Source organism: Kitasatospora sp. NPDC057518 (genome assembly GCF_042802075.1).
Lineage (GTDB): Bacteria > Actinomycetota > Actinomycetes > Streptomycetales > Streptomycetaceae > Kitasatospora.
Genome location: NZ_JBHVEU010000254.1, coordinates 1 through 12,950 on the forward strand (window position 1 = coordinate 1; position 12,950 = coordinate 12,950).

At 75.3% G+C, this 12,950-nt stretch carries 10 protein-coding genes; 7 read left to right on the forward strand and 3 right to left on the reverse strand.

The genetic code is table 11. The features are described 5' to 3' along the window. The first annotated feature begins 126 nt into the window (after nt 1-126). A complete protein-coding gene (locus tag ACFU7Z_RS24495) occupies nt 127-666 on the forward strand; it encodes a ribonuclease (RefSeq protein ID WP_053111988.1) in 540 nt (179 codons plus the stop codon). A gap of 30 nt (nt 667-696) precedes the next feature. On the opposite strand, the gene ACFU7Z_RS24500 is transcribed toward ACFU7Z_RS24495, so the two are convergent. Continuing rightward, on the reverse strand, nt 697-1,692 hold the full coding sequence (locus ACFU7Z_RS24500) for a hypothetical protein (RefSeq protein ID WP_380779627.1): 996 nt from the start codon (nt 1,690-1,692) through the stop codon (nt 697-699). Between the two features lie 112 nt (nt 1,693-1,804). On the opposite strand from ACFU7Z_RS24500, the gene ACFU7Z_RS24505 reads away from it, so the two are divergent. After that, the gene (locus ACFU7Z_RS24505) at nt 1,805-3,085 is read left to right on the forward strand and encodes an ADP-ribosylglycohydrolase family protein (RefSeq protein ID WP_380779629.1); all 1,281 of its coding nucleotides are present in this window, start codon (nt 1,805-1,807) and stop codon (nt 3,083-3,085) included. Here ACFU7Z_RS24505 and ACFU7Z_RS24510 read toward each other — a convergent pair. Further along, nucleotides 3,075-3,809, reverse strand: coding sequence for a GNAT family N-acetyltransferase (locus ACFU7Z_RS24510; RefSeq protein WP_049650219.1), 735 nt, complete (start codon nt 3,807-3,809; stop codon nt 3,075-3,077). The genes ACFU7Z_RS24505 and ACFU7Z_RS24510 overlap by 11 nt on opposite strands. Nucleotides 3,810-4,573: 764 nt before the next feature. On the opposite strand from ACFU7Z_RS24510, the gene ACFU7Z_RS24515 reads away from it, so the two are divergent. The 5 genes from ACFU7Z_RS24515 (at nt 4,574) to ACFU7Z_RS24535 (ending at nt 11,589) form a co-directional block, all read left to right on the forward strand. Next, on the forward strand, nt 4,574-5,518 hold the full coding sequence (locus ACFU7Z_RS24515; RefSeq protein ID WP_117487697.1) for a PAC2 family protein: 945 nt from the start codon (nt 4,574-4,576) through the stop codon (nt 5,516-5,518). 244 nt (nt 5,519-5,762) lie between these two features. Continuing rightward, a complete protein-coding gene (locus tag ACFU7Z_RS24520; RefSeq protein WP_380779631.1) occupies nt 5,763-6,770 on the forward strand; it encodes an SGNH/GDSL hydrolase family protein in 1,008 nt (335 codons plus the stop codon). 173 nt (nt 6,771-6,943) lie between these two features. Continuing rightward, on the forward strand, nt 6,944-8,254 hold the full coding sequence (locus ACFU7Z_RS24525; RefSeq protein ID WP_049650217.1) for a deoxyguanosinetriphosphate triphosphohydrolase: 1,311 nt from the start codon (nt 6,944-6,946) through the stop codon (nt 8,252-8,254). Between the two features lie 101 nt (nt 8,255-8,355). Next, the gene (gene dnaG, locus ACFU7Z_RS24530; protein WP_380779633.1) at nt 8,356-10,263 is read left to right on the forward strand and encodes a DNA primase; all 1,908 of its coding nucleotides are present in this window, start codon (nt 8,356-8,358) and stop codon (nt 10,261-10,263) included. A 171-nt stretch (nt 10,264-10,434) separates the two neighbouring features. Beyond that, nucleotides 10,435-11,589 (forward strand): RNA polymerase sigma factor, encoded by a 1,155-nt coding sequence (locus tag ACFU7Z_RS24535; protein ID WP_380779635.1) that lies wholly within the window; start codon nt 10,435-10,437, stop codon nt 11,587-11,589. 9 nt (nt 11,590-11,598) lie between these two features. On the opposite strand, the gene ACFU7Z_RS24540 is transcribed toward ACFU7Z_RS24535, so the two are convergent. After that, a complete protein-coding gene (locus ACFU7Z_RS24540; RefSeq protein ID WP_380779637.1) occupies nt 11,599-12,630 on the reverse strand; it encodes a DUF2690 domain-containing protein in 1,032 nt (343 codons plus the stop codon). Between the last annotated feature and the right edge of the window lie 320 nt (nt 12,631-12,950).

Consider the following 12,950-nt stretch of genomic DNA (forward strand, 5'->3'; position numbering starts at 1 on the left):
ACGGACAACGGCGTCCGTTCCCGCCCGGCCGTACGTCCGCGTACGGGCCGGCGCACCGGCCGGTGTGGCGGCGGCCACGTGTGTAGCTGGCCCGGCCCGGCCCGGCCGCCTGCCAAGCTGGACCGCATGACCAACCGCAGAAACCCGCTCGTGGCCGTGGCCGTGCTGATCCTGGCGGTCCTGGCCGGGGCCGGGTACCTCCTCGCCAACCAGGGGAGCGGCCACCCCAAGGCCGCCGCGAGCGCCACCACGAGCGCGGCCGCCGGTGCCACGACGTCCGGGGCCACGGCGCCCAAGCCCTCGGCCCCCAAGCCGAGCCCGCCCGCCGGGGGCGCCGGCACCACCCCCGCCGCGGCCGGCACCTGGGTCCCGACCGACCCGGCCATGGCCGACGTCTGCCGCACCAAGCTCCCCAGCCAGGCCCAGGACACCCTCGGCCTGATCGCCAAGGGCGGCCCCTACCCGTACAACCGCGACGGCATCGTCTTCGAGAACCGCGAGAGCCGCCTCCCCAAGAAGTCCGGCGGCTACTACCACGAGTACACCGTCGTCACCCCCGGCTCCAACGACCGCGGCACCCGCCGCGTGGTGACCGGCGACTCCGGCGAGCAGTACTGGTCCGCCGACCACTACGCCACCTTCCAGGAGATCGACTCCCGCTGCTGAGCCGGGCCTCGGCAGCCCTCGCCGCGCCCCTCACCGGGCCCGGCGCCAGGTGACGCGGGGGTGGGGGGCGTGCGGGCCGGTGGTGACCAGGGCGGTGAGCTCGTGGAGCACCGGGGCCGGGTCGCGGCGGAGCTGGACCGGGGTGGTGCGGACCACCGGGAGGCCGGCGGCGGTGAGGCGGTTGGCGCGGGCGAGGCCCCGTTCGTGCTCGGCGGGGCGCAGGTGCCAGGCGCGGGAGTCGATCTCCAGGGCCACGCAGGCGTGCGGCCAGTAGGCGTCCGGGACGGCGAGGAAGCGGCCGTCCAGGAAGAGCACCGGGTTCCACAGCGGCTCCGGCAGCCCCGCGTGCGCCAGCAGTTCGCGGGCCTCGCCCTCCACCACCGACCGCACCCCGACCGTCAGGTCCTCCACCACCCGGGCCACCTGGGGCAGTCCGAGCGCACCCGGGCGGGACAGCAACTGGTCGAGCAGCTCGCCGAGTTCGCAGTGCCGCCGCTGGACGGCCTCCGCGCACAGCGCCCGGAACCGGCGCTGCCCGGTCTCCCCCGGCGCGAGGTCGGCCAGCGCCCGGGCGACGGTGGTGCTCCACAGCCCGTCGTCCCGCTCGAAGCCGCCCGGCATCGCCCCGGAGGCCCGGTGGATCCGGACGAACTCCCTGTCCCCGACCCGCCGTTGAGTAGGGATCAGGATGTCGACCGCGTTCAGGTCGGACGGGTGCCCGGCGCTCGGCAGCCCGGCCTCGGCCAGCACCGCGAAGCCGGTCAGCAGCACCTCCCCGGCCCGCGGGTCGCGGCCCTTCGGTGTCGCGTACGCCAGCGCGGCCCGCAGCTTCTGGTGGAACGTCAACCGGCCGCTCTGGAGGCAGATCACCCGGGGCAGGACCTGTTGCCAGGGCCCGCCCGGCCGCAGCCGGTGGGCGATGGTGCCGGAGGGCACCCCGAGCCGGCGCAGCTGCGCCCGGGTGGCGATGTGCTGCTGGTCGGCGCCGAGCAGGGCGACCGGGTCGAGGGGGTTCGCGCGGGTCATGCCCCGGTGCCTGCCCGCCGGAATCGGAGGTATGCGAAACATCCCCCGTCGGTGGGGACGCCGGCCACGGGTGTTGACGGGACGGCGGTCAACCCGCTGAGCTGGAGGGCATATGACCATTCCATCCACGCACACCGGCCCCGCGCTGGACTCCCTCAACGGCCTCTCCGTGGGCGACGCCCTCGGCGCCCAGATGTTCGTCCCGGAAACCGCCCGGGCCCACCTCGCCGCCCGCACCGAACCGCCCGGTCCCTGGCCCTGGACCGACGACACCGAGATGGCCTGCTCGGTCCACGCCGCCCACACCGAGCGCGGCGCGATCGACACCTTCGACCTCACCCACGCCTTCGCCCTCCGCCACGACTTCGACCGCGGCTACGGCCCGGCCGCCAACCGGCTGCTCCGGCTGGTCCGCGAGGGCGGCGACGCCCGGCGGCTGGCCGCCGAACTCTTCGACGGCCAGGGCTCGTACGGCAACGGCGCCGCGATGCGGGTCGCCCCGCTGGGGGCCGCGTACGCCGAGGACCCGGCCGCCGTCGTCCGGCCCGCCGCCGACACCGCCGTCATCACCCACACCCACCCGCAGGCCGTGGACGGCGCGATCGCGGTCGCGGTGGCGGCCGCGTACGCGGTGCGGGCGCGGGCGCGGGCGGAGGCCACGACGCCGGAGGCCTTCCTGGCGGCGGTCGCCGACCTCACCCCGAACGGGGCGGTCAGGGACGGCCTGGAGGAGGCCCGCGGGCTGCTCGCCCGGCCGGACTTCCGGCTCGCCGCGCAGGTGCTCGGCAACGGCAGCCGGACCTCCGCGGCCGACACCGTCCCGTACGCCCTGTGGTGCGCCGCCCGGAACCTGGCCGACTACCGCACCGCCGTGTGGGAGGCGGTCGCGGCCGGCGGCGACATGGACACCGTCGCCGCCATCACCGGGGGAGTGGTGGCGGCGCACACCGGCACCGGAGGCATCCCGCGGGCCTGGCTGGCCGCCCGGGAGCCGCTGCCCGCGTGGGCGTTCCCGGAGCCGGGCGGCGTCCGCGCGGCCGGGGAGCCGCACCTGACGCCGATCCGCCTGCCCCGCCCGTACCCGGTGCCGGACCTGCTCTGGTCGGACGCCGACTGGGAGCGGATCAGGCGCGGCCTGCGGGCCCGGGACATGGACGAGCGCTGGGTGTCCGTCGTTTCCGAGGGCGTGCTGCACCTGCACCGCGGCGTGGGCGGCGCGGAGGTCTACCGGGTCCGGGTGGCCCGGGTGCGGGGCGGCTGGCGGCCGGTGGAGGCGCTGGTCGAGGCGCACCCGGGACGCCACCGGGCCTGGGACGACCGCACGACCCTGCCGGCCGTCCTGGGCTTGGCGCGCCTCGGCTACGAGCCGCTCCGGGCCGGCCTCAGACCGTGATCATCAGCTGCCCGGCGCCGCTGCCGCCCTGTCTAAGGCACTCCTGGTTGATCGCCGGATCCGGGGCGCTCGGCGAGGTGGCGGCGGCGATCCGCAGCTCGATGATGTCGCGGACGGCCGGCCACTCGTCGTCGAGGATCGAGTAGAACGCGGTGGAGCGCACCACCCCGTCCAGCCCGCGCGAGTGCGCCCGGCGGACGCCCTCGGAGGTCGCGCCGAGCCGCTCGATGGCGGCGCGCGAGCGCATGTTGCGGGCGTCCGCGCGCATCGAGATCCGCTGAACGCCCCAGGTCTCGAAGGCGTGGCGCAGCATCAGCAGCTTGGCCTCGGTGTTGATGCCGGTGCCCTGGGCGCGCGGCGAGAGCCAGCTGTTGCCGATCTCGGCCGCGTCCGGGACGGCCGTGGCCGGATCGCCGAACGGGACGCCGGGCACGGGCGGCCACACCATCGGGCCCTGCCAGTAGTCGAGTTCCAGGAAGCGGGTGGAGCCGACGACCCGGCCGTCGGCGACGTTCACCGTCGCGAACGGCAGCGACCGTCCCGCGGCCTGGTCGGCGAGCGCCCGCGCGACGTAGTCGCGGGCGGCTTCCAGGCCGTGCGGGACGGGGGTGAAGGCGTAGGTCGTACGGTCCTCGGCGCCGGCCTCGGCGATGGCCTCGGCATGGTGCGCGGCGAGGGGCTCCAGCCGCACGGTGCGGCCGGTGAGGGTGACAGGTACGGGCACGGAACCTTCTGTCCTTCATCGGTCGGAGGGAGCCTCCCGGGCCGGGGTACGGCACGGGGTGCGCTGGACATGGGTACGCCTGGGCCCGGGTCCGTCCGCCGGGTACCCGCGCACGCCGGAGGTCCGGTCGAACGGGGTGGGGGCGGCGGCCCGGAGCGGGCGGCGCGGGGGTGCCGGAACGGACACGGGTCCTCGGACCGGTCCGGCGGGAACAGCGAGGGGACAGTGTGCGTCCGCGAAATGGCCGAAGAGGAGACGAGAGCGCGAAGGGAAGCGGGCGGCCAGGTGAAGGCAAGATGCGTCGTGGGGCTGGCCGAGCAACGGACCGGGACGTGGCCGACGGCGTTACGGACGACGTGGCGACGACGCGACGATGCGAGGCAGCGAGAGGACGATACCCGCCAGAAGGCGGTGCGTCACTTCGCGGCACGCGAATGGCCGCGCGGGCCGTTCCGGGGCCCCGCGGACGGGCCTCCCGCGGGGGCGCTACCAGGGCCGTGACCAGGGGCTCTTCGGTCGGGTGCGATCATGGTCCGGAGCGGTCGGCCGAGGCCGTCGGGCGCGCCCCCCGGGGAGCCGTCGGACGGGTACCGGAGCGGCCGTGGAGCGGCTCCGGAACGGCCCCGGCGCGGCCCCGTGGACGTGTCCGTCCACGGGGCGGGGGCGGGGCGGGGCCGGGGCGGGAATTCCGGCGGCGCCCGGCACGCTGCAGAGGACGAGAAGCCGGTCGACCGGAACGAGCAGGGAACGGGGTTGGGTGCGCGGTGCGTGACTTCCAGGCGTTGTACGAGCTGGATCAGCAGGGCGTGGCCGCCGTCGCCGCGGCCAACGAGCAGTTGCGCGACACCGGTGCCGGCCTCGTGCTGCTGCAGCACTACGAGGGCTTCATGGACGCCGGGGAGGCCGGCGGCCAGGTGGTGGCCCACCTGCTGGAGACGGGCTCGCCGCAGGTCGTGGCCCGCTTCGACCACGACCGTCTGGTGGACTACCGGGCCCGCCGCCCGGCGATGGTCTTCGACCACGACCACTGGACGTCCTACGACCCCCCGGAGATCCTGCTCCAGCTCGTCCACGACGCCGCCGGCGCGCCGTTCCTGCTGCTCAGCGGCCCCGAGCCGGACGTCGAGTGGGAGCGCTTCGCGCGCGCCGTCCGCGAGCTGGTGGAGCGCTTCGAGGTCCGGCTCTCGATCGACTTCCACGGCATCCCGATGGGCGTGCCGCACACCCGCCCGGTCGGCATGACGCCGCACGGCAACCGGCTGGACCTCGCCCCGGGCTACCCGCAGTGGTTCGAGCAGGCGCAGGTGCCGGGCAGCGCCCAGGCGCTGGTGGAGTACCGCCTGGCCGAGGCCGGGTGCGACGTCCTGGGCTTCGCCGTGCACGTCCCGCACTACGTGGCCCGCTCCGCCTACCCGGCGGCGGCCGTGCAGGTCCTGGAGGCGGTGCAGTCCGCCACCGGGCTGGTGCTGCCCGGCACCGGGCTGCGCGAGCAGGTCTCCGAGGTCTACGCCGACATCGAGGAGCAGCTGGCCCAGGGGGACGGCGAGTTGCGCTCGGCGATCCGCGGCATGGAGGGCCAGTACGACGCCGTGGCGGGCGCGGAGGGCCGGGAGAGCCTGCTGGCCGAGCCGGTGGACCTGCCCTCGGCGGACGAACTGGGGCGGCGCTTCGAGCAGTTCCTGGCCGAGCACGAGCGCGGCGCGGAGTAGTCGACGCGGAGCGGCCGACGCGCACGCGGTTTCGTGGTGCGCCGGCCGGAGAGGGCGCGCGGAAGCGGTCGGAAGCCGGTGCCCGGACGGCCCCGGGGTCGGTTTCCGGCCGGTTCGGGCCCGCCGGAAGGCGATTCGGCCGGGGCGGGAGTCATCGGCCGGGACCGTTCGTTGGCCCCTGATGTGCCCGGGGGACGGGCCGCCGCAAGGAGCCGACCGTGAACCGTATCCCCGGGGGGAGACCATGCCGAGGACCGTACGCCCGACCATCGCCCTGACCGTCGGACTGGCCGCAGCGCTGCTGGCCGGCTGCACCGACAACACCGGCTCGGACAGCGGGACGGGCGGCGCCGCGGGCGCGGCGTCCGACCGCGCGCGGGCCGGCGCGGCCGCGTCGCCGACCGCCGCCCCGCCGCCCACCGGCCCGTACGTCGCGCTCGGCGACTCGTACACCGCGGGGATGAAGATCTCCCCGCAGGTCGGCGAGCCGGGCGCCTGCCACCGCTCCGGGGCCAACTACCCGTCCCTGGTGGCGAAGGGGCTCTCGCTCGCCGCCGACCAGTTCAAGGACGTCAGCTGCAGCGGCGCCCGCACCGGGGACCTGACCGGCCCGCAGAAGGTCGCCGACGGCACCAACCCGGCCCAGCTGGACGCGCTCACCGCGGACACCCGGCTGGTCACCCTGGGGATCGGCGGCAACGACGCCGGCTTCATCGAGGTCGTGACGGAGTGCGCCAAGGCCAACCTGGTGGACATCGTCAAGGGCGTGATCAGCGACAGCGCGGACCGGATCAGCGACTCGCCCTGCCGCGACCACTACGCCGCCGGCAGCGGCACCGACGAGGTCCAGCGCAAGGTGGACGCGGCCGGCGACCGGATCGGCCAGGTGCTCCAGGACGTCAAGAAGCGCTCCCCGAAGGCCAAGGTGTACGTGATCGGCTACCCGGGGCTGCTCCCGGCCGACCCGGCGAACTGCCTGCCGGTGCTGGGCAACGCGGTGGCCGCCTCCGACCTCGCCTTCCTGGTGGAGAAGCAGCAGCAGCTCAACGGCATGCTCAAGAAGCGCGCGGACGCGGCCGGCGCGGTGTTCGTCGACCTCGCCGGGCCCTCGGCCGGGCACGACATGTGCGCGGGGGAGGACAAGCGCTGGGTGGAGCCGCCGCTCCCGGCCCAGGGGTCGGCGCCGATCCACCCCAACGCCAAGGGGCAGGAGGCGATGTCCGGGGTGGTCCTGAAGGCGATCAAGGGCTGAGGACGCCCGCGCCGGGGCGCGGGACGGAGGGGGCACGAGGGGTGCGCCGGCCGGGTGGGGCGGACCCACCGGGGCGGGCACCCGCGCGCCGCGCACCGTTCACGCCCCGGCCCGCACCCCTTCGTGCGCGGCACACCCCGCGTGTCGGGGGCGCGGCGTACGGTGAAGGACATATGGACGACACCACGCACCGCCTCGCCGCCCCGATCACGTACGACCACGCCGCCGAGGCCCGCTGGGTCCCCGAACCCGACAAGCGCCCGGGCCGTACGGCCTTCCAGCGGGACCGCGCCCGGGTGCTGCACTCGGCGGCGCTGCGCCGGCTGGCCGGCACCACCCAGGTGGTCGCCCCGATGCGCAGCGACTTCCCGCGCACCCGCCTCACCCACTCCCTCGAATGCGCCCAGGTCGGGCGGGAGTTGGGCGCCGCCCTGGGCTGTGACCCGGACCTCGTGGAGACCGCCTGCCTGGCCCACGACATCGGCCACCCGCCGTTCGGCCACACCGGCGAGGAGGCCCTCGACCAGGCCGCCGAGGCCTGCGGCGGCTTCGAGGGCAACGCCCAGTCGCTGCGCATCCTGACCCGGCTCGAACCCAAGCGCTTCGCGCCCGAGGGGGAGCAGCCGGCCGTCCGGCTCGCCCCCTGGCCGGGCCGCAGCGTCGGCCTCAACCTGAGCCGGGCCGCGCTCGACGCCGCCGGCAAGTACCCGTGGACCAAGGGCGCCCACCCCACCGACCCGGCCTCCTCCAAGTACGGCGTCTACGCCGACGACCTGCCGGTCTTCCGCTGGCTGCGGGCCGGCTCCCCGGCCGGGCGCAAGTGCTTCGAGGCCACCGTGATGGACTGGTCCGACGACGTGGCCTACTCCACCCACGACGTCGAGGACGGCCTCCAGGCCGGCCACATCGACCCGGCCGTGCTGCGCGCCCCCGGCGAGCGGGCCGAACTCTTCAAGGTCGCCGAGCGCTACGCCCCGGACGCCGAGCCGGAGGAGCTGGCCGCCGCCCTGGACCGGCTGCTCGCCCAGGAGTGGTGGCCCCGCTCCTACGACGGCACCGCCCGGGCCCGGGCCGGGCTCAAGGACCTCACCAGCCAGCTGATCGGCCGCTTCTGCCTGGCCGCCGAGCAGGCCACCCGCGCCCGCTACGGCCCCGGCCGGCTCACCCGCTACGCCGCCGAGCTGGTGGTGCCGAGGGACGTCCGGCTGGAGTGCGCGGTGCTCAAGGCGGTCGCCGTCCGCTTCGTGATGCAGCGCGACGAGCAGGCCCAGTTGCGGGCCCGGCAGCGGATCGTGATCGCCGAGCTGGCGTACGTCCTCACCCAGCGCGCCCCCGACGGGCTGGACCCGGTGTTCGCCGCGATGTACCACGAGGCCGAGGACGACCGCGCCGCCCTGCGCACGGTCGTCGACCAGATCGCCACCCTCACGGACGCCTCCGCCCTGGCCCTGCACGCCAAACTCGTCGGCGCCGCCTGGGCGTAGCCGCCGGGCGCGGCCGCGACGGCTCCGGTGCGGCCGTGCCCCGACCGGGGCCGAGCCCTCGGCGCGGCCGGAATGCCCCGCCGCCCCAGTAGACTTCCGGGGTGGCCGGGCGGATCAGGGACGAAGACGTACAGGCGGTGCGCAGCGCACTGCCGATCGACGCGGTGGTCGGCGACTACGTACAGCTGACCAACGGTGGCGGTGGCGAGTACAAGGGCGTCTGCCCCTTCCACGACGAGAAGTCCGCCTCCTTCTACGTGAACCCCGCCAAGGGCGTCTTCCACTGCTTCGGCTGCCAGGAGAACGGCGACACCATCGCCTTCCTGATGAAGATCGAGCACTTCACCTTCGCCGAGGCCGTCGAGCGGATGGCCGCCCAGGCCGGCATCACCCTGCGCTACGAGGAGGGCGGCTACAGCCCCCGCCACCAGCAGGGCGAGCGCACCCGGCTGGTCGAGGCGCACAAGGTGGCCGCCGCCTGGTACCAGGAGCAGCTGGCCTCGCCGGAGGCGGAGATCGGGCGCCGCTTCCTGGCCGAGCGCGGCTTCGACGAGGAGGCCGCCAAGACCTTCGGCGTCGGCTACGCCCCCGCGGGCTGGGAGCACCTGGTCCGCTACCTGCGCGGCAAGGGCTTCACCGACAAGGAGATCCTGCTCGGCGGCCTCGCCTCGCAGGGCCAGCGCGGCGGTCTGATCGACCGCTTCCGGGGCCGGCTGGTCTGGCCGATCCGGGACATCGCGGGCGAGGTGGTCGGCTTCGGCGCCCGCCGCCTGCGCGAGGACGACAACGGCCCGAAGTACCTGAACACCCCCGAGACGCCGATCTACAAGAAGTCCCACGTGCTGTACGGGATCGACCTGGCGAAGAAGGAGATCGCCAAGTCGGGCCGCGCGGTGGTGGTCGAGGGCTACACCGACGTGATGGCCTGCCACCTGGCCGGGGTCACCTCGGCGGTGGCCACCTGCGGCACCGCCTTCGCCGAGGACCACATCAAGATCATCCGACGGCTGCTGATGGACACCTCGCAGTACCGGGGCGAGACCGTCTTCACCTTCGACGGCGACGCGGCCGGGCAGAAGGCCGCCCTGCGCGCCTTCGAGGACGACCAGAAGTTCGCCGCCAAGACCTCCATCGCGGTCAGCCCGGGCGGCATGGACCCGTGCGAGCTGCGCCTGGCCCAGGGCGACGAGGCGGTCAAGCACCTGATCGACAACCCGGTCCCGCTGTTCGAGTTCGCGCTGACCTCGGCGGTCGCCCGGCACCGGGTGGACACCCCGGAGGGGCGCTCGGCGGCGCTGGAGGAGGCGGCCCCGATCGTCGCCAAGATCAAGGACCGCTCGATCCAGCACGAGTACGCCGTCCGCCTGGCCGGCATGCTCGGCATCCTGGACGAGCAGTTCGTCGTCCGCCGGATCTCCCAGCTGGCCCGCTGGGACCGCGAGCGCCAGCAGAACCCGCGCGGCGCGGCCGCCCAGCGCCGCCCCGAGCCGGCCCAGCCGCAGCGCGCCGCGCAGCCCGCCTACCGGCTCAACCCGCGCGACCCGGCCCAGTTCGTCGAGCGGGAGCTGCTCAAGCTGGCGCTCCAGCACCCGGACCTGGTCAGCCCGGCCTTCGACCACTACGGCGAGGACGAGTTCCCGACCCCGCCGTACACCGCCGTCCGGCAGGCCGTCGCCAAGGCCGGCGGCGCCGCGTACGGGGCGACCCTGCCCGACTTCACCAGCGCGGTGCGCGAGGCGGCCCCGGACGACCAGGTGCGCTCGCTGGTCACCGAGCTGACCGTCGAGCCGGTCCGCTCGCGCCGCAAGGCGGACGCGATCTACGCGGGGGAGTTCCTGGTCAAGCTGCGCCTGCTGGCGGTGGACCGGCGGATCACCGAGGTCCGCGGCTACCTCCAGCGGCTCGGCCCCCGGGCCGAGGCCGAGCAGCTGCACGCGGTGCAGACCGAGCTGTGGCAGCTCCAGCAGTACGGGCAGCAGCTGCGCAGCCAGGGCGCGGCGGCGCTGTAGCGCGCCCCTCGGCACCCGCCGCCCGGACGCGGCGTCCGGACCCGGCGCCCGAACCCGCGCGCAGAAAGTCGGCGCACGAGTCTCGGCCACGGAGCGTGGCGTACCGCACACTGGAGGGCGTCCCACCTCCGTACTGCGCGGGTCCGCCAGAGTCGCGCCCGCCCCGAGGGGATGCCCGTGGAGCAAGGCGTCGTCGCAGCGACCACCACCAGTACGAGAGCGAACCCCGCCGAACCGGACGGGGAGCAGGACACCCACCACGGCCGGGCCGGGGCGGTGCCCCCGGACGGTGCCCGGATCCCCGCCCAGGGCCTGCCGGAGGGCCATCCGGACAGTCCGGACCTCGAAGCCGGGTCCGGGGCGCGGGCCGACGCCGAGGACCCGGACGAGCGCCGCGGGCCCGCCGACGACACCGGGCCGGCCGCCGACCTGCTGCGCCAGTACCTGCGCGAGATCGGCCGGATCCGCCTGCTCACCGCCGAGGAGGAGGTCGAGCTGGCCCGCCGGGTGGAGGCCGGCGTCTTCGCCGAGGAGCGGCTGAACGGCGACCCGCCGCCGCCCGACCCGCTGGGCGGCGAGCTGGACACCCTGGTGGTGCGGGGCCGGATCGCCAAGCGCCGGCTGATCGAGGCGAACCTGCGGCTGGTCGTCTCCGTCGCCAAGCGCTACGTCGGGCGCGGGCTGACCCTGCTGGACCTGGTCCAGGAGGGCAACCTGGGCCTGATCCGGGCGGTGGAGAAGTTCGACTACACCCGCGGTTTCAAGTTCTCCACGTACGCGACCTGGTGGATCCGGCAGGCGATGAGCCGGGCCCTGGCCGACCAGGCCCGGACGATCCGGGTGCCGGTGCACGTGGTCGAGCTGATCAACCGGGTGGTCCGGGCGAAGCGCGGCCTGCTCCAGGAGCGCGGCCTGGAACCGACCGCGGCCGAGATCGCCGCCGCCCTGGAGCTGACCGAGGAGCGGGTGCGCGAGCTGCTCCGGCTGGCCCAGGAGCCGATCTCGCTGCACACCCCGGTCGGCGAGGAGGACGACGTCGCGCTCGGGGACCTGATCGAGGACGCCGACGCCGCCTCGCCCGCCGAGTCCGCGACCTTCCTGCTGCTGCGCCAGCACCTGGAGGCCGTCCTGGCCACCCTGGGGGATCGGGAGCGCCAGGTCGTCCAGCTCCGCTACGGGCTGGACGACGGCCGCCCGCGCACGCTGGAGGAGATCGGCGCGGTGTTCGGCGTGACGCGGGAGCGGATCCGCCAGATCGAGTCGAAGACCCTGGTCAAGCTCCGCGACCACGCCTGCGCCGAGCAGCTGCGCGGGTACCTCGACTGAGCCCGGACCCTAGGACGGACTCGGCGACGCGGTCGGCGCCGACGGGTCGGTCGGAGCGGGGTCGGCCGGTGTGGCCGGGGCCGGGGTCGTGGAGGCGCCCGCGCCGGTGCCCGGCGGGGGAGAGGCGGGCCCGATCGGGATCGGGGTGGAGGCCACCACCATGGCCAGGTCGGAGACGACCGCGGTGCAGTCGTGGCCGGCCGGCTGGTAGCCGCAGACCTGGAAGGTGACGGTCGGGTCCGCCGCGTCCAGCATCGCCGAGTAGTTGTCGTAGCCCCAGTGGATGAGCGCCGTCTCGCTCTCGCCGGTGCCGTCGGTGATCGTCGCGTAGTCCTTCGGCTGGCCCTCGGTGATGGCCGCCCAGGCGGCCCGGCAGGTCTGGCTGTACCGGAGGTAGACGACCACCTTGCCGACCACCTGGGTCTGCAGGGTCCGGGCGTCCTTGCCGCAGCCGGTGGTCTTCGGGTCCTTGTGCGCGCAGCCGACGGCCTGACAGGCCGAGGCGGTGGGCCCGGGCTTGGGAGCGGCGGAGGCACCGGTCGTCACGGCGGGCCGGTCGGCCGCCGCGGCCTGCCCGTCGTGCCGGCTGATCCGCAGGCCCACCAGCACCAGCAGCAGCGCCAGCGCGGCCGCACCGGAGACCAGCGCCGCCGGGCGCCGCCACCAGACGGCGGGGGCGGGCCCGGCCACCGGCGCCTCCTCGGCGGCGGGCTCCGCTACGGCGGGCTCCTCCACGGCGGCATCCTCGGCGCCCGAGGGCCCGTCAGCGACGGCCTCCGGCCCGGCCACCGCCCGCCGCCACAGCGCCCGCAGCGCGGCCCCGTCGCACTCGACCGCCCCGGCCAGCGCGTCCAGCGCCTGCTCGGTGACGACCCGCTTGCCGTTGAGCCAGCGCTCCCAGGAGGCCCGGCTGTAGTGGGTGCGGGCGGCCAGTTCGGACAGCGACAGTCCGGCGGCGTCCTTGACGGCCCGGAGCTCCTCCGCCAGGCGTCTGGCGGGCTCGGGCAGCTCGTCGGGCAGCTGCTTCCAGGCGGAACCCACGGCGGCGCTCCAAACTCGAGAAACGGGGGGCGGGGAACGGGGGAGCGGCAGGGTCCCGGTCCGGGCCGTTCGGCGTCTCCGCTTCTCCAACCTGATCGGCCTGGCGTCCCAAACCCCAGGTCATGGCGCTGAGACGGACGGAAGTGTCTCACAACCCCCGGAGACGCTCGAACATCCATGTGGTCATCGTGCAGAGTTCTCTGGCCGGTGCGGTCCACCCGTCGGTGGAACCGTTCGGACCCCGATCGATCACCCGTCGTCGGTCCGCACCCGCTCCCGGCCCCCACCGGTCCGGGGCAGCCTCGCGGGGGGAGGCTGCC